The sequence below is a fragment of the Bradyrhizobium commune genome (assembly GCF_015624505.1).
Taxonomy (GTDB): Bacteria; Pseudomonadota; Alphaproteobacteria; order Rhizobiales; family Xanthobacteraceae; genus Bradyrhizobium; species Bradyrhizobium commune.
In genome coordinates, this window is the sequence record NZ_CP061379.1 from 7,397,381 (window position 1) to 7,413,552 (window position 16,172).

General features: G+C 65.1%; 14 protein-coding genes. 4 read left to right on the forward strand and 10 right to left on the reverse strand.

Annotation, left to right across the window (positions count from 1 at the left end; all coding sequences use genetic code 11):
- Nucleotides 1-40: 40 nt before the first annotated feature.
- Nucleotides 41-1,213, reverse strand: a complete 1,173-nt coding sequence (locus IC761_RS34760; protein WP_195801107.1) for an ABC transporter substrate-binding protein — start codon at nt 1,211-1,213, stop codon at nt 41-43.
- 303 nt (nt 1,214-1,516) lie between these two features.
- On the opposite strand from IC761_RS34760, the gene IC761_RS34765 reads away from it, so the two are divergent.
- The gene (locus IC761_RS34765; protein WP_195801108.1) at nt 1,517-2,779 is read left to right on the forward strand and encodes an NAD(P)/FAD-dependent oxidoreductase; all 1,263 of its coding nucleotides are present in this window, start codon (nt 1,517-1,519) and stop codon (nt 2,777-2,779) included.
- 51 nt (nt 2,780-2,830) lie between these two features.
- Here the strand turns inward: IC761_RS34765 and IC761_RS34770 are convergent, their stop codons facing one another.
- Nucleotides 2,831-4,042, reverse strand: a complete 1,212-nt coding sequence (locus IC761_RS34770; RefSeq protein ID WP_195801109.1) for an ABC transporter substrate-binding protein — start codon at nt 4,040-4,042, stop codon at nt 2,831-2,833.
- Nucleotides 4,043-4,076: 34 nt separating this feature from the next.
- Nucleotides 4,077-5,285, reverse strand: coding sequence for a cytochrome P450 (locus IC761_RS34775; RefSeq protein ID WP_195801110.1), 1,209 nt, complete (start codon nt 5,283-5,285; stop codon nt 4,077-4,079).
- Nucleotides 5,286-5,365: 80 nt separating this feature from the next.
- Here IC761_RS34775 and IC761_RS34780 point away from each other — a divergent pair, with 80 nt between their 5' ends.
- Complete coding sequence (locus tag IC761_RS34780) at nt 5,366-5,869, forward strand: MarR family winged helix-turn-helix transcriptional regulator (RefSeq protein ID WP_195801111.1); 504 nt, start codon at nt 5,366-5,368, stop codon at nt 5,867-5,869.
- A 211-nt stretch (nt 5,870-6,080) separates the two neighbouring features.
- Here the strand turns inward: IC761_RS34780 and IC761_RS34785 are convergent, their stop codons facing one another.
- Complete coding sequence (locus tag IC761_RS34785; RefSeq protein ID WP_195801112.1) at nt 6,081-7,931, reverse strand: feruloyl-CoA synthase; 1,851 nt, start codon at nt 7,929-7,931, stop codon at nt 6,081-6,083.
- Between the two features lie 149 nt (nt 7,932-8,080).
- Between IC761_RS34785 and IC761_RS34790 the strand changes: the two genes are divergently transcribed.
- Together IC761_RS34790 and atzF are read left to right on the forward strand one after the other, a co-directional pair.
- The gene (locus IC761_RS34790; protein WP_195801113.1) at nt 8,081-8,575 is read left to right on the forward strand and encodes a MarR family winged helix-turn-helix transcriptional regulator; all 495 of its coding nucleotides are present in this window, start codon (nt 8,081-8,083) and stop codon (nt 8,573-8,575) included.
- Nucleotides 8,576-8,769: 194 nt separating this feature from the next.
- Nucleotides 8,770-10,578: an allophanate hydrolase gene (atzF, locus tag IC761_RS34795; protein ID WP_195801114.1), complete on the forward strand. Its 1,809-nt coding sequence runs from the start codon at nt 8,770-8,772 to the stop codon at nt 10,576-10,578.
- A 118-nt stretch (nt 10,579-10,696) separates the two neighbouring features.
- Here atzF and IC761_RS34800 read toward each other — a convergent pair whose 3' ends face one another.
- The 6 genes from IC761_RS34800 to IC761_RS34825 form a co-directional block, all read right to left on the reverse strand.
- Nucleotides 10,697-11,419, reverse strand: coding sequence for a GntR family transcriptional regulator (locus tag IC761_RS34800; protein ID WP_195801115.1), 723 nt, complete (start codon nt 11,417-11,419; stop codon nt 10,697-10,699).
- Nucleotides 11,420-11,423: 4 nt separating this feature from the next.
- Complete coding sequence (hpxZ, locus tag IC761_RS34805) at nt 11,424-11,816, reverse strand: oxalurate catabolism protein HpxZ (protein ID WP_195801116.1); 393 nt, start codon at nt 11,814-11,816, stop codon at nt 11,424-11,426.
- 1 nt (nt 11,817) lies between these two features.
- Nucleotides 11,818-13,212: an AtzE family amidohydrolase gene (locus IC761_RS34810; RefSeq protein ID WP_195801117.1), complete on the reverse strand. Its 1,395-nt coding sequence runs from the start codon at nt 13,210-13,212 to the stop codon at nt 11,818-11,820.
- Nucleotides 13,213-13,219: 7 nt separating this feature from the next.
- Nucleotides 13,220-13,402 (reverse strand): DUF4089 domain-containing protein, encoded by a 183-nt coding sequence (locus IC761_RS34815; RefSeq protein ID WP_195801118.1) that lies wholly within the window; start codon nt 13,400-13,402, stop codon nt 13,220-13,222.
- 46 nt (nt 13,403-13,448) lie between these two features.
- Entirely contained in the window at nt 13,449-15,176 is a 1,728-nt protein-coding gene (locus IC761_RS34820; protein WP_195801119.1) for a dipeptide ABC transporter ATP-binding protein, read from the reverse strand.
- A 94-nt stretch (nt 15,177-15,270) separates the two neighbouring features.
- Nucleotides 15,271-16,170, reverse strand: a complete 900-nt coding sequence (locus tag IC761_RS34825) for an ABC transporter permease (RefSeq protein WP_195801120.1) — start codon at nt 16,168-16,170, stop codon at nt 15,271-15,273.
- Nucleotides 16,171-16,172: the final 2 nt, after the last annotated feature.

Here is a 16,172-nt window from a genome sequence, read left to right on the forward strand (position 1 = left end):
GCTTCGCTCCGCTCGCAATGACGGAGGAGAGAGCTAAGCCTCACTTCATCGGGCACTTGTCGTGGAAGCGGTCCTGATCGTTGGTGACGATCGTGGCAACGGTCTTCAGCGAAAGCTCGCCCCCGGCACCCTTCACCACGTCCTGCAAATAGAAGTTCTGGATCGGGATGTGGTTGTTGCCATATTTGAACGCGCCGCGCAGCGACTTGAAGTTGGCCTTCTCCATCTCGGCCTTCATCGCATCCTTCTTGGCGGTGTCACCGCCGACGGCAACCACCGCGCTGTTGATGAGCTGCGCCGCGTCATAGGCCTGCGCGCCGTAATAGCTCGGCCGGGCGCCTGGATATTTCGTGCGGTAGTCAGCGACGAACTTCTTGTTCTGCTCATTCGGGAGGTCGTTCACCCATTCCTGTGCACCGGGCACCCCGAACGCATTCTCCTTCTGCAACGGCAACGTCGTCTCGTCGACGGTGAAGGCGGTGTAGAGCGGCATGGTGCTCTTCATGCCGGCCTGGACATATTGATTGAGGAACTGCGCGCCGGCCGCACCGGGATAGAACACGAAGATCGATTCGGCGCCGGAGGCACGGGCTTTCGCCAGCTCGGCCGAGAAGTCGAGCTGGCTCGGCCACACCGTGTATTCCTCACCCTTGATCTCGCCCTTGAACGTACTCTTCACGCCCGCAAGCATGTCCTTGCCGGCGGCGTAGTTCGGGCCGATCAGGAACACGCTCTTGACGCCGTTCGCGTTCATGTTGAGGCCCATAGCGGCCGGCGTCTGGTCGTTCTGCCAGGAGGTCGAGAACACGTATTGCGAACACAGCTCGCCTGCGAGCTGCGACGGGCCGGCATTGGCCGAGATCAGGAAGGTCTGCGAGTCCACCGCGGTCTTGAGCGAGGCGAGCAGCACGTTCGACCAGATGTAGCCGGCGAGGAAATCGACCTTGTCGGACTGCACCAGCTTCTCGGTCTTCTGCTTGCCGACATCAGGCTTCTGGCCATCGTCCTCGTAGATCACCTCGACCGGCTTGCCGCCCATCTTGCGGCCGAGATGATCGAGCGCGAGCTCGAAGGAGTTGCGCATGTCGTTGCCGATCACAGCGGTCGGGCCGCTGAAGGTCGAGACGAAACCGATCTTGATGGTGTCGCCGGCGAATGCCGGGTTTGCCAGCGCGAGCGCAGCCGCGCCCGCCAGCCAGAATGCTGTCCTCATAACCATTCCCCTCCTCAATTCTCATTGTCCCGGAAGCGAGGCGATCGCCGCCCCGGGTCGTCTCTATTGAACGCAAAATCTGTCGAGCCGCCAATGGTTCAGCGCCTGCCCCTGCACCATATTTCGCCTCAAACGGGGATGGCAAGAAATATAATTCTACTCACTTCGACCAAGTCTGCGGCGCTTTTTCGCGGCAGTTCGATACACGCCGCCTATCCTTCAATTGATGACGGCTATTGGACCGCGGGGGCCAATCCGCACATAAGTGAAGGATGTAACAGCTGCGAGAATCGAGGGCGCATCATGGCCGCAAATCCCCATCGCGTCGTCATCGTCGGCGCCGGCTTCGGCGGGCTGGAGACGACCTACCGGCTCGACGGCAGCCCGGTCGAGATCACGCTGATCGACCGCCGCAACCATCATCTGTTTCAGCCGCTGCTCTATCAGGTCGCGACCGCATCGCTTGCGACCAGCGAGATCGCCTGGCCGATCCGCCATCTCATGAGTGACCGGCGCGAGGTGACGACGCTGTTTGCAAACGTCAGTGGCGTGGACGCGGAGAAGCGCTGCGTGCTGCTCGACGACGGCAGCGAGGTGCCCTACGACACGCTGGTGCTCGCGACTGGGGTCCGCCACGCCTATTTCGGCCATGATGAATGGGAACAGTTCGCACCCGGACTGAAGACGCTGGAGGATGCGACCACGCTGCGCCGGCATATTCTGGTGGCGTTCGAGCGCGCCGAGCGCGAGACCGATCCGGCGCGACGCGCGGCACGGCTCACCTTCGTCATCATCGGCGCTGGACCAACCGGTGTCGAACTGGCCGGCACCATCATCGAGCTGGCGCGGCACACATTGCCGCCGGACTTCCGCAACATCGATACGACCAAAGCGCGCGTCGTGCTGATCGAGGCGGGTCCTCGCGTGCTCGCCGGTTTCGCCGACGATCTCTCGGCCTATGCGCAGGCCTCGCTCGAAAAAATCGGCGTCGAGGTCGTGCTGGGCCAGCCCGTCACCGAGATCGACCGCGACGGCGTCGTCTATGGTGGACAGCGGCTGAACGCGAAAACCATGATCTGGGCCGCCGGCGTGCGCGCCTCGCCCGCCGCCGAATGGCTGGGCGCGCCGGCAGATCGCGCCGGGCGCGTGCAGGTCGAGGCGGATCTCACCATCCCCGGCCATCCCGAGATCTTTGCGATCGGCGACACCGTGAGCATCAACGCCTGGAACGGCAAGCCGGTGCCCGGCATCGCGCCGGCGGCCAAGCAGCAGGGCCGCCATGTCGCCGAGACCATCAAAGCGCGCCTGCGCGGCGCGGCGACGGGCCCATTCCGCTACAAGCACGCCGGCAGCCTCGCCCAGATCGGCAAGCAGCTCGCCGTGATCGACTTCGGCCGCATCAAGCTGCGCGGCACCGTCGCGTGGTGGATCTGGGGCATCGCCCACATCTACTTCCTGATCGGGCTCCGCCACCGCCTCAGCGTCGCCATGAGCTGGCTCTGGGCCTACGCCCGCGACCAGCGCGCGGCGCGGCTGATCACGCAGGGCAGCAGCAAGGTGGTGTAGGGGACGATTCTTCTCCCTCTCCCCGCTCTTACGGGGAGAGGTGAAGAACCCCTACTTCACCAGCTCGCACCCGCCCTCGGCCATCGGGCGGAACGCCTGATCAGGCGCAATCGTCGAGACCAGCCTGTAATAGTCGTACGGGTATCTCGACTCCTCCGGCTTCTTGACCTCGAACAGATACATCGGATGCACCACGCGGCCGTCCTGGCGAATTGTGGTGTCGCCGAACAGTCTGTCCTTGCCTTTGAACTTCTTCATTTCGGGCACGACGTCCTTCGCATTATCGCTGCCGGTGGCGGCGACTGCATTGAGATAGGCGAGCGTGGATGCATAGACGCCGGCCTGATTGCCGCTCGGCATCTTGCCGTTCATGCCGGGACGCGCGGCAAATCGCTTGGCGAAGGCGCGGGTGTCGTCGTTCATGTCCCAGTAGAAGGCTTCCATCAGCTGAAGCCCCTGGGCAACCTTGATGCCCATGCCGTGGACGTCGTTGATGAAGAGCAGGAAGGCGACCAGCTTCTGGCCGCCTTGCTGGATGCCGAATTCGGCCGCCTGCTTCACCGCGTTGATGGTGTCGCCGCCGGCGTTGGCAAGCCCGATCACCTGCGCCTTCGAGCCCTGCGCCTGCAACAGGAAGGAGGCGAAGTCTGACGTGCCGAGCGGATGCTTCGACGACCCCAACACCTTGCCGCCATGCGCTTCGATGTATTTCTGCGCTTCCGCCTCGATGCCCTTGCCGAGCGCATAGTCGACCGTGAGGAAATACCAGTCCTTGCCGCCGCGCGACATCATTGCGGCCGCCGTCGTATTGCCGGTCGCCCAGGTGTCGTTGACCCATTGGATGGTGTTGGGTGAACACGCCTTGCCGGTGAGATCGGCGCTCGCAGTCGACGACGCGAGGAACGTCATGCGGCTACCGCGCAACAGCGTGTTGATGGAGAGGCCGACCGCCGAGTTCGGCACGTCGACGATGGCATCGACACCTTCGACATCCAGCCACTTGCGCGCGATGGCGTTGCCGACATCGGCCTTGTTCTGATGGTCGGCATAGACGATCTCGACCTTGATGCCCTTACCCCCACCGTTGAAATCCTCCGCCGCCATGCGCGCGGCCTCGACCGAGCCCATGCCGTTAGTATCCTGGAAAATGCCGGAAATGTCGTTGAGCACGCCGACACGCACGACATTGTCGGAAATCTCTGCGCTCGCGGCGCCGCTCAACAGGCTCGCGGCCAGCGCAAACGCCCACTTCAGATGCTTCATTGGTCCCTCCCCTTTTGTTTCGCCCCCGGTCGCGTCAGGCCGGCGTGATCGTCACCGGCAGGCTGTCGAGCCCGCGCAGGGTGTTGTTGAAGCGGCGCCTCGGCTCGCCCGTGATCTCGATGCTGGCGACCCGGCGGGCCAACGCCGAGAGCATCGTCTCACCTTCAAGCCGCGCCACCAGCTGGCCGACGCACATGTGAATGCCGGAGCCGTAGCCGACATGACCGGAGGTGCGGCGCGTGATGTTGTAGCTGTCCGGCTGGTCCCAGCGCCGCGGATCGCGATTGGCGGCAGCGAGGAACATCAGCACTTTCTCGCCCTCGCCGATGGTCGCGCCTGACAGCTCGACCTCGCGTGTTGTCGTGCGGAAGAAAGTCTGCACCGGGCTCTCGAAGCGTACGGCCTCCTCGAAAGCATTACGCGCGAGCGTGAGGTCGCCACGCAAGCGCCGCCATTGCTCGGGGAAGCGAGCCAGGCAATAGACCGCAGCACCGATGCCATTGACCGTGGTGTCGAGGCCGGCCGACAGCAATGAGCGCACAAGCAGCGGTGCTTCAGTCGCGCTGATGGCCCCCTCATCGACATGGGCGTGGATGCAGGCGCCGATGCCGCCGGCCGTGAGGTTGTCGCGCTGGCATTGTGCGGTGACGTAGGCCTGGTGCGGCGCCGAGCGCGCGATTGCGTCCTGGCGCAGCTGGTTCGGGGGGCCGAAGGCGTTGAACACCAGACTGGCATAGGGAATGAGATTCTCGCGTCCCTCCGGCTTCAGCCCCAACACATCCGGGAAGATCGAGAGCGGATAGGCTTCCGCGAGATCCGTGATGGCGTCAAAACTGCGCTTCTCGAGCAGCACGTGGACCCGCGCCTCGGCCGCCGCGGCAAAGCGGTCGCGAAGCCCCTTCATCACGGTTGGCGACAGCACCTTTGACAGCACCGCGCGGGTGCGGGTGTGCGCGGGCGGGTCGGCCTCGAGGATCAGGCTCGGCGGCCGCCACGGCGTCTCCCTCTTGAAATCGGACAGGCCGACGCCGCGGCTGGAGCAGAAGGTCGCGGGGTCGTTCAGGACGGCATGGACCTCGGCGTAGCGCGCCACGCCATAGACGCTCCATTTGTCGAGATAGACCACCGGCCCCGCCTCCCGCAGCTGCTCATGTGCGGGATACGGATCGGCAAAAAAATCCATCGCGAAGGGATCGACGTCGAGATGCGGGACGCCCGACGCAGGGAAGCCGGATGCGCTCATGAAAATCCTCCCTCATTTTGATCTTGTGAAAGGGCAGCGCTTGCCCTTAGGTCTTCCGGCGCGCCACGAATGAGCCCGACATGCCGCCTTCGACCAGATCCCGCCAAAGACCTGCGCCCGCTGATGTGGGCCCGACGCTCGATCTCGATCGCTACGTCCCGGCCTTCATCACCTTCATCGCCAACAAGCTCTCGAACAGCGCGACCGCGTTCTATCAGAAGCAGTTCGGCGTCAACGTCACGGAATGGCGCATCATGTCGCTGCTGGCGATCGAGCCCGGCATTCCCGCCTCGCGCATCTGCCACGTCATCGGTTTTGACAAGGGCCCGGTGAGCCGCACGCTTGCGGGCTTGGAGAAGCGTGGGCTGGTGTCGATCCGCACCGATCCTGACGATGGCCGCACCCATTCGATCTCGCTGACGGCGAGGGGCCGCGCCACCCATGACAAGGTGATCGTCGCGGCGTTCGAGCGCGAAAAGCGTCTGTTGTCGTGTCTGAGCAAGGACGAGCGCGAGGTGCTGATCGATTTGTTGCGCCGGCTGCACGAAAATCTCGGCGCGGTGACCGACAGCAGTTACGGCTAACGCGAAGCGCGTCGTGTTGCTGCGTCCAGGCACGCACAGGCATTTGCCCGCGGCATCCTCTCTGCCGAGCATCGTTTCCTCCAGTATCAGGCGCAGCGGTTCCCCCGCCGTCATCCTTGTCTGGAACGGTTCGCATAAATTAGTTGCTTAAGCAACAAAAGAATCGTGCGGGATATTGCGGCAGAATGGCTGGCTTATCTATTTGGGCGAGCTACCCGCAGCCGATCCACTCCCCCGACGCATCGTCATTCAACCGCGCCACCTCACCCGCACGCCGCGTCAGCACCGCGCGCTGATTGATGTAGCCCTTGTCGGTGATCTCGCCGCCGTCGACCGACGGCGGCTCGGCGAGCAGCAGCGCGCGCGTGGCGTGGCCGGAGGAGTTGGCGCTCTGCTGCTTCAGCTTTGCGAGACCCTGCGCGATCGCAGTTTTGACCTTGTCATGCGCCAGCACGTCGCTTACGCCCGCCGTCTCGGGCAACCCGGCATGGGCGCGGCAGGCGGCGGTGTTCGGGAACACGAGGAAGCGCACCTCGTCGCCGCCATGACCTGTAACCACGATATCCTGTGCGAGCGGCGCCAGAGCCGCAATGCCGGCAACGCGCAACGTGCCGACGCTGACCCATGTGCCGGAATTGAGCTTGAAATCCTCCGCGACACGGCCGTCGAAGAACAGGCCGCGCTCCGGCCGCTGCGCATCGGCGAATTTCACGGCGTCACCGATGAGATAAAAACCCTCTTCGTCAAACGCCTGCCTGGTCAACTCCGGCGCCTTCCAATAGCCGGGCGTGACGTTGGGGCCGCGCACGCGCACCTCCAGCTTGTCACCGGAGGCGACGAGCTTCAACTCGGTGCCGGGGATCGGTACGCCGATATTACCGGAACGCTCCGCAAGGAAGTGGCAGTCGGTCGCAAGCGGCGACGTTTCGGTCGAGCCCCAGGCCGAGACCATCGGCAGCGGGCGGCCGACGGTCTCGACGGACAGCTGCTCGAGCGCATCCCAGAGGTTCTGCGGCAATGCCGCACCGGCATAGAAGGCGAACTTCACCTCGTCGAAGAAACGGCGGCGCAGCCCCTCGTCGCCGCGCAGCGCCGCAATCAGCATGTCGAAGCCGCGCGGCACGTTGAAATAGATCGTCGGCATCACGCTCTTGAGGTTCGCGATCGAGGCCGCAAACAGGGCCGGCGCGGGCTTGCCGCCGTCGATATAGAGCGAGCCGCCGTTGCGCAGCACGAGGTTGAAATTGTGGTTGGCGCCGAAGGTGTGGCTCCAGGGCAGCCAGTCGAGAATGACGAGATCGCCTGGCTGTTCGAGAAACGTCCAGGTCTGCGCCTTGGCCTGCTGGCTCGAGGTCAGCATGCGATGGGTGTTGATGACGGCCTTCGGCGTTCCGGTCGAGCCCGAGGTGAACAGAAATTTTGCGATCGTGTCCGGCGTCACTGCGGCGAAGGCCGTTGCGACGTCCGGCGTCTCAGCCGTTGCTGCAACGGTGCGGAACGCCAGCACTTCGTCGTCATCGGCATTGCCGCTGATGACCTGCGCGTGGTGCAGCGGCCGGATCGCCGCAAGCGCCGCGGCAAACGGCGTTGTCGCGGAGACATAGATCGCGCCGGGCTCGAGCAGCGCGATCATGCCCTTGAGCTTGTCAAAATCCTTCGACATCAGCGAATAGGCCGGCGAGATCGCAGCCGACGGCACGCCGACATGCTGCGCGGCGAGCGCGAGCAGCGCATGGTCGATGCTGTTGTCGGAGAGGATGACCAGCGGGCGCTCCGCGCCCAGGCCCTGCCCCAGGATCCAGGACGCCGCCCCACGCACCTGCCGCAGCGCCTGTGCATAGGTGACGGTGGTCCAGGGCCCTTCGGTGTTGCCGCGCTCGGCGAGGAAGATCGTATCCGGCGTCTGCCGCGCAAAATGCTCCAGCCAGTCGCCGACGCAGCGCGCGCTGTCGCGCAAAGGCTCCGGAGATCGCAGCACGATGCTGCCGTCGTCGCGATGCTCGGCGACGGTCTTTGGCGTTGCGAACGGGCTGGCAGCGTCACCGCGTGGGGCGGATGTCATGTGTTTCCTCCTCGCCGGACGTCCGGATCGGCCGCAGCCTCGTTCCGGGCCGCTTTGGCCATAATGTTGGGCAAGGCAATTGTTGTCGTCAACAACAATCTTTCGCTTGGACCATCGAGACGCTATGGTTGCACAGCAGGAGAGACGATGTGACAGCCACCGCAACCCAGACGTCCCCACGCAAGCGAGCCAGCAACGGCGCGGCGCGACTGAACGACGCGGACGAAATCGGGCTCGGCGCGCTGGTCGGGCACGCCGGCTATGCGGTGCGGCGTTTCCAGATCTGGATCTTTCAGGACTTCATCAAGACGCTCGGCGACGTCGACATCCGTCCGACGCAATATTCGGTATTGACGGTGATCGGCGCCAATCCGGGCCTGTCGCAGATGGCGGTCGCAAAACGCCTCGGCATCGAGCGGGCGCGACTGGTGCATCTGCTCGACAGCCTGGAGGGCCGCAAGCTGGTCAAACGGATCAAGTCGAAGGCGGACCGGCGCTCGCATGCGCTGCACCTCACCGCTCAGGGCGAGACGGCACTGGCAAAATTCAAGCGGCTTGCCGCCGAGCATGAGCGGCATGTCGAGGACAAGATCGGCAAGGCGAACCGGGAGCGGTTACTTCAGATCCTCGCCGACTTCACCTGACGCCAGCTGCCCAAAATTTATGCAAATGCCCGTTACGAGGCGCGAGCGCGGCACTGGCCCAGATTGTAAAAAATTCTCCTAACCACATGATCCTTCGATAACATCCGGAGCATCGCGCCTGCCCGGATTCTGTACACAATGGCACATCGCTTGCTTCGATCCGGGTGAGGACGAGTTGCCGGAGTTTTGACGCCATGGGGGCTGAGCAGCCTGAAACGATCGCCGCGATTGTGGCCGCGCATCGCGCGGGCACGCTCACGCCGGCCGAGACGATCGCCCGCACCTACCAGCGTATCCGCGACTACAACGACCCCGCCGTCTTCATCAGCCTGCGCGACGAAAGGGATGCGATTGCGGACGCCGAGAAGCTTGTCGCGCGCGCGGATGCCGCAAGCCTGCCGCTCTACGGCATCCCGGTCGGCGTGAAGGACAATATCGACGCGCTCGGCTTTCCCACCACGGCGGCCTGCCCGGCCTTCTCCTACAACCCGGCACATGACTCCACCGCGGTGGAGCGGCTGCGCGCGGCCGGTGCGATCATCGTCGGCAAGACCAATCTCGACCAGTTCGCAACCGGCCTCGTCGGCGTGCGCTCGCCTTACGGCATTCCCAGGAATTCGCTCCGCGAGGATCTGATCCCCGGCGGATCGAGCTCGGGCTCGGCGACCGCGGTCGGCGCCGGCCTTGTACCGCTGACTCTCGGCACCGACACCGCCGGTAGCGGGCGCGTGCCGGCGATGCTCAACAACATCGTCGGGCTGAAGCCGAGCCTCGGCATGATCTCAACCGCGGGCCTCGTGCCGGCCTGCCGCACGCTCGATTGCATCTCGGTGTTTGCGTTGACGGTGGACGATGCCATGCTCGCGCTGTCCGTGATGGCCGGCCCCGACCAGGCCGATCCGTTCTCGCGCGACCGGCCGCTTGGCGCGATCACGCCGTTCCCCGCGAACGTCCGCCTCGGCGTGCCGCGCAACGGGCAGCTGATCTTCTTCGGCGACAAGAAGGCGGAAGCGGCCTATGGCGATGCGTTGAAGCGCTGGACGTCGCTCGGCGCAACGCTGGTCGAGTTCGACCTCGAGCCATTCTACGAGACGGCGCGGCTGCTCTATGAAGGTCCCTGGGTTGCCGAGCGTTATCTCGTGATCCGCAACCTGCTCGCGTCCGCGCCCGACTCGATCCATCCGGTCACGCGCGAGATCACCGCGGCCGGCGCACGGCTGACGGCGGCGGAAACCTTCTCGGCGCTCTACCGTTTGCAAGGCCTGCGCAAGATCGCCGAGCGCACCTTTGCCAATATCGACGCGCTGGTGCTGCCGACGGCGCCGACGGCCTATACGACCGCGCAGGTGCTGGCCAATCCGATCGAGCTCAACAGCCGGCTCGGCACTTACACGAACTTCGTGAACCTGCTCGATCTCTGCGGTCTCGCGTTGCCGGCATCGATGCGCGCGGATAGCATTCCGTTCGGCATCACACTACTGGCGCCTGCGGGGCGCGACGCGATGCTCGCCAGCATCGGCCGCGTATTTCATGCGGACACGAAGATGACCGTGGGTGCGAAAGGCGTGGCACAGGCACCCCTGGCGCCGCTGCCGGCAAACAATGCCGACGAGATTCCAATTGCGGTGGTCGGCGCGCATCTCTCCGGCATGGCGCTGAATGGCGAGCTGAAGGCGCTGAACGGGCGCCTGATCGAGGCCACCAAGACAACGCCGGACTACAAGCTCTATGCGCTTCCGACCACGCCGCCGAAACCGGGTATGCTGCGCGTCGAAGCCGACAAGGGCGCGGCGATCGAGCTGGAGATCTGGTCGCTGTCCTCATCCGCGTTCGGCAAGTTCGTCAACGCGATTCCCGCGCCGATGGCGATCGGCACGATCCGACTTGCCGATGGTCGGAGCGTAAAGGGCTTTCTCGTCGAGCCGGAGGTGCTGGGCGAAGCGCGCGACATCACGAGCTATGGCGGCTGGCGCGCTTATATGGCGGAAGCGGCGACGGCGTAGCTGCCGTAGGGTGGGCAAAGCGAAGCGTGCCCACCATTCGCGAAGTCGGTACGGACGATAGATGGTGGGCACGGCGCGCGAAATGCGCGCCTTTGCCCACCCTGCGGCATCTACGAGATCACACTGACACCGCGTAAATCTCGTACTCCCCGCGCACCAGCTCGATATGCGCGCGCATGGCAGCCGCGGCACCCTGCTTGTCGCCGCGCATGATGGCGACGACGACGCGGTCGTGCTCGGCTTGCGACTTGGCGAGACGGCCGAGGTTGCGGAACTGGGCACGGCGGAACGGCTGCACGCGCACGCGCGTCGCGAGCGTGATTTCCGCGATGTAGCCGTTCTGTGAACCCGCATAGATCGCGTTGTGGAAGCGCTCGTTGACCTCATGGAAGCGATCGGGATTGCCGGTGTAGCTCAACACCCGCAGCTCTTCGTGGACGGCCTCCAAGCCGTGACGCTCCGCCGCCGTCATGCGCTCGGCCGCAAGGCCGGCGCACAGCGCCTCAAGCTCGGCCATCGCTTCGAACATGCTGGTCAGCCGGTCGATCGAGGGTTGAGCTACGACAGCGCCGCGATGGGGCCGCGCCTCGACCAGGCCGCTCGCCACCAGTTGGCGCAGCGCCTCGCGCACCGGCGTGCGGGAGACGCTGAAGCGGCGTGCAATATCGGTCTCGTCCAGCGGCGCACCGGGCCGCAGGGTTCCGCGTACGATCTCGTCGGCGAGCTGAAGGCGCAGCTCCTCGGCGCGCGTGACCTTCTGCACCGACGGCAGGGCGCGGTCGACGCGCGGCACCACCGGCTCGGCCGGCAGTATTCCGGGCGGAAGATCGTCGAGCGTCATACGGTCAGGTCTCTTTCGACTCGTCGATGATGCTGACATGGGCAGCGACGACGCGCCAGCCCTCCGGGAAGCGAATCCAGGTCTGCATCTGCCGGCCGACCCGGCCGGGCGACGTATCGCGATAGAACAGGGTGGAGGCGACCGCGGTGTCGCGTCCGTAGCTGGTGATGACGGTCTTGGCAGTGCGGCGGTTGAGGCCGACCGGCGAGCGCCCGGCGCGGAAGCCGGAGATCGCCTCATAGCCATAGAGGTTCTCGCCGATGCCGTAGCGCAGCGTGCGGGGATCGTTGCGGAAGAGCTCACCGAGCACGGCGACGTCGTTGGCAACGAGAGCCTGCTCGTAACGCTCGAACGCGGCCTTCACTTCCGCGATCACGTCGGGGAGATCGATCTCCATCTCAAAATCCTCTCGGCGCTGGCGCAGACGCCACGCCCATCTTTTCCAATGCGTAAGCGACACGCAACGCGATGTCCTCGCGCCAGGGCGCGGCGATGATCTGCACGCCGATCGGCAGCGGCTCGAGCGGCACGGGCACCGCGACCACGGGCAGGCCGATGAAGGAGATCGGCTGGGTGTGGATGCCGATATTGGCGCGCACCGGCAGGTCGACGCCGTCGAGATTGAAAGTGACTTGCCCGAGTTTTGGCGCGGTGCAGGGCGTCGCGGGCGCGAGCAGCACGTCGACCGATTTGAAGATCTCGGCAAACTGCGCGCGATACCAGCGGCGGAACTTTTGCGCGCGGTCGACCAGCGGCGCGGGGACCATGGCGCCGGCGATCAGCCGGTCGCGCACGGCGGGATCGAAATCGTTCGGGCGCTTGCGCAGGCGGTCGAGATGCAACGAGGCGCCTTCTGTGGTGGTGATGATATAAGCCGCCGCGCGGGCGCGCGCGGCTTCGGGCACGTCGACGACCTTTGTCGCGCCGAGTGCCTTGGCGACACGGCTGACAGCTTCGACGGCTTCTGGAAACAAGTTTGTCTGGAAGTGTCCGCCGGCAATCGCGATGCGCAGGTCCGAAACCGGATTGGCGATCAGCGGCGCCGTTGGCTCCAGCCCGCGCGTGGTGCAGGCGGCATCGTCCGCATCCGGTCCCTGCATCACATCATAGGCGAGCGCGAGATCGGTGACGGAGCGCGCGAACGGGCCGAGATGATCGAGGCTTGCGACGAACGGGAACGAGCGCGCCCGCGACAGCCGGCCATAGGTCGGCTTCAGGCCAAAGATGCCGCAGAAGGAGGACGGCACGCGGATCGAGCCATTGGTATCGGAGCCGAGCGCGATCGGCACCAGCGCGCCACCGACGGCGCTGCCAGAACCGCCGGACGAGCCGCCGCTCATCCGCGTCGTGTCATGCGGATTGCGCGAGGGACCGTCATGGACGTTCTCGCCGGTGAAGTCGTAAGCGTATTCGCCCATGTTGAGCGCGCCGACGAGGACGGCGCCGGCGGCTTCCATCCGCTCGATCAGCGTCGCGTCGCGCTTGGATGGCGCGAGATCGCGGTTGATCTTGGAGCCGGCGCGCGTGGCGAGGCCGGCGACGTCGAACAGGTTCTTCACCGCAAAGGGCACGCCGGCGAGCGGCCCGACCTTCTTGCCCGCGGCGATGTCGGCATCGATCGCGCGGGCCTTGGCGCGGGCGCGATCGGCGGTGACGTCGGTGAAGGAATTGAGGACGCCGTCGTGCTGCTTGATCCGGGCAAGGGCTGCTTCGGTGGCATCGAGCGCGGACAATTGGCCGCCGGCCACCGCTTTCGCGATGTCGGCCGCATTCATCTCTGGCTTGGTCGTCATGGCGGCGTCAGGCGGTGAAGATCGGCGCCGGCTCGGTCTCGTCCGGCAGCGCGAATTCATCGACCAGGCGGGCGAGCCGCAGCGACACGTCGAGATTGGCGCGAACCGCCGGCCTCCACGCCTGTTCGACCGGCAGCGCCAGCGCTTTGGATAAGGCGTCGATGTAGTCGTCCAACGGTTCGGCGGCCATTACTCTCTCAAACCATGCGTCTCGCGCACGAGATCGCGCGTGTCGGTCAGTGAACCGGCAACGGCGGGTGCGGGATCGCCGTCAGCAGCTCCTTGGTGTAGTCGTCCTGCGGATCGCTCAAAACCCTCTCGGAAGTGCCTTCCTCGACGATTCGACCCGTCCGCATGACAATGACACGATCGCACAACAAGCGCACTACATTCAAATCATGCGAGACGAACAGATAGCTCATACCTAGCGTCTTCTTGAGGTCCTGGAGCAGGTTCAGGACCACGGCCTGGACCGAGACGTCCAGCGCCGCCGTCGGCTCGTCCAGGATGACGAGCTTGGGGTGGAGCGCAATCGCCCGGGCAATGCCGACGCGGGCCTTCTGGCCGCCGGACAATTGATGCGGGAATCGGTCGAGCAGATTGTGCGGCAGCCCGACCATGGTGGCGAGCTCCTCGCAGCGGAAGCGGAGCGCCTCGCGCCCCCTGATGTCGCCGAGCTGCATGATCGGGTCGGCGATAGCACGCACGGCGGTGAAGCGCGGGTTGAGGCTGTCGGTCGGGTCCTGGAACACCATCTGGATGCGGCTGCGCTGGGGCAGCCGGGCGAAAGAGGCAGGCTGGATGGCGCCGATGTCCTCGCCGTCGAACTGGATCAGGCCGGAGGTCTGGTCGAGCAGGCGCATGACCATCATGGAGGTGGTCGATTTGCCGCAGCCGGATTCGCCGACCAGGCCGACGCTCTCGCCATGGCCGATCGAGAAGCTGATGCCGTCGACGGCGCGGAACACGTCGGGCTCCACGGGGGGCTTGCGGCCGAACAGTTTTCCGAGCGTCGCAGTGGCGCCCTGGCGGGGATATTCCTTGACCAGCTTTTCGATAAGGAGGAGAGGCTTCTGACTCTCGGCACTTGCCGCGGCGGCCGGAGCAGCCTCCGCGGGCGCGGCGGGTGCAGCACCCTCCTCTTCCGGCAGCAGGTCGCGCAAGGACACACCGAGCCGCGGCGTCGCGCGCATCAGCTTCTTGGTGTAGGGGTGCTGCGGGTTGGCAAAGATGTCGGCGGCCTTGGCGGTCTCGACCACCCGGCCCTTCTCCATCACCACCACGCGGTCGCAATAGGCCGCAGCCAGGCCAAGATCGTGGGTGATCAGGATGGTCGACATCGCCTTGCGTTTTGTGAGTTCGACGATCAGGTCCATCACCGCTTTCTGCGTGGTGACATCGAGGCCCGTGGTCGGCTCGTCGGCGATCAAGAGTTGCGGATTGCAGGCGAGCGCGAGCGCGATGACGACGCGCTGGCACATGCCGCCGGAGAGCTCGAACGGATAGGCGTGATAGCGCTCGCGCGGGCGGGCGATCTTGACCTGCTCCAGCGCCTCGATCGCCTTTTCTCCGTGATCCGAGACCATCGCCTGCTGCACGTGGGTGCGCAGCACGTCCTCGATCTGGTCGCCCACTTTGCGGATCGGGTTCAGTGCCGCGCGCGGGTTCTGGAAGATCATCGAGACCTCGCGGCCGCGCAAATCGCGCATCTGGTCTTCGGTCGCGGCCTTGACGTCGATGCCGGAGAACATCACCGAGCCCTCGGCGATCTTGCCGGCGCGGTCGAGGATGCGCATCACCGCGTAGGAGGTCACCGACTTGCCGGAGCCGGACTCGCCGACGATGGCGAGCGTCTCGCCCTTGGCGACGGAGATGTTGACGTGCTGCACGGCTTTGACGATGCCGCGTCGGGTGGTGAATTCGACGGTGAGGTCCTGGACGTCAAGCAAAGGCTGGGCGGTCATCGATGGCTCCGGTCGCTCAAGACGTCGAAAACAACCCCATGCACAGTAGAATCGACATTGAAATCATTGGAGAATTTTTGCCTGACGTTTGCCATCACGTCCTCCGCTGGGGGTCGACGATGTCGCGGAGGCCGTCGCCGAGGAGGTTGAAGCAGAACACGGCGATCATCAGCGCGAGGCCGGGGAACAGCGCAATCCACCATTCGCCTGAGACCATGAAGCCCGCGCCTTCGGCGACCATGATGCCCCATTCTGCCGTCGGCGGACGGACGCCGAGGCCGATGAAGGACAGGCCGGCGGCATTGAGGATGGCGTAGCCCATGGTCAGCGACATCTGCACGATCATGATCGGCATGATGTTGGGCAGGATATGCACCAAGAGGATGCGGAATTCGCCGTTACCGGACAAACGCGCGGCCTGCACGAAGCCGGCATTGCGGCGGACGTTGGCCTCGGCGCGCGCGACGCGGGCGTAGAGCGGGAAGTTCACGATGGCGGTGGCCAGGATGATGTTCTGCACGGTGTTGCCGAGTGCGGCCACGATGCCCATCGCCAGCACGAACAGCGGGAAGGCCATGATGGTGTCGGCGATGCGGCCGACGATGCGGTCGGTCCAGCCCCCGAAATAGCCGGCGGCAATGCCGGCGAGCCCGCCCATCAAGAACACCAGCACGACGGAGGCGACCGCAATGAACGTATCGAGCCGCGTCGCCACCACGACCCGGCTGAAGATGTCACGGCCCAATTGGTCGGTGCCGAACCAGTGCGCGGCCGACGGTGCTTTCAGCGCCGCCGCGGTATCGGAGGCGAGCGGATCATACGGCACCACATAGGGGCCGAAGACCGCGGCAAGGAGAATGACGATCAGCAGGGCGAAAGAGAAGCCCGTGACCTTGTTCTCGCCGAGAACGTAGCGCGTCTGTTCGAGGAGCGCGACGAGTCCTGAGGTTCGCGCGGGACCGGCGGGTTCGACGGCAGGTGCAACGGAGCTCATGG

Bases quoted from the DNA above. Each gene is read 5' to 3' on its own strand.
- IC761_RS34800 (WP_195801115.1), bottom strand. From the start codon at position 11,419: ATGACGCTCGACGATCTTCCGCCCGGAATACTGCCGGCCGAGCCGGTG.
- IC761_RS34825 (WP_195801120.1), bottom strand. From the start codon at position 16,170: ATGAGCTCCGTTGCACCTGCCGTCGAACCCGCCGGTCCCGCGCGAACC.
- IC761_RS34760 (WP_195801107.1), bottom strand. From the start codon at position 1,213: ATGAGGACAGCATTCTGGCTGGCGGGCGCGGCTGCGCTCGCGCTGGCA.
- IC761_RS34770 (WP_195801109.1), bottom strand. From the start codon at position 4,042: ATGAAGCATCTGAAGTGGGCGTTTGCGCTGGCCGCGAGCCTGTTGAGC.
- IC761_RS34765 (WP_195801108.1), top strand. From the start codon at position 1,517: ATGGCCGCAAATCCCCATCGCGTCGTCATCGTCGGCGCCGGCTTCGGC.
- atzF (WP_195801114.1), top strand. From the start codon at position 8,770: ATGGGGGCTGAGCAGCCTGAAACGATCGCCGCGATTGTGGCCGCGCAT.
- IC761_RS34820 (WP_195801119.1), bottom strand. From the start codon at position 15,176: ATGACCGCCCAGCCTTTGCTTGACGTCCAGGACCTCACCGTCGAATTC.
- IC761_RS34810 (WP_195801117.1), bottom strand. From the start codon at position 13,212: ATGACGACCAAGCCAGAGATGAATGCGGCCGACATCGCGAAAGCGGTG.
- hpxZ (WP_195801116.1), bottom strand. From the start codon at position 11,816: ATGGAGATCGATCTCCCCGACGTGATCGCGGAAGTGAAGGCCGCGTTC.
- IC761_RS34815 (WP_195801118.1), bottom strand. From the start codon at position 13,402: ATGGCCGCCGAACCGTTGGACGACTACATCGACGCCTTATCCAAAGCG.
- IC761_RS34780 (WP_195801111.1), top strand. From the start codon at position 5,366: ATGCCGCCTTCGACCAGATCCCGCCAAAGACCTGCGCCCGCTGATGTG.
- IC761_RS34785 (WP_195801112.1), bottom strand. From the start codon at position 7,931: ATGACATCCGCCCCACGCGGTGACGCTGCCAGCCCGTTCGCAACGCCA.
- IC761_RS34775 (WP_195801110.1), bottom strand. From the start codon at position 5,285: ATGAGCGCATCCGGCTTCCCTGCGTCGGGCGTCCCGCATCTCGACGTC.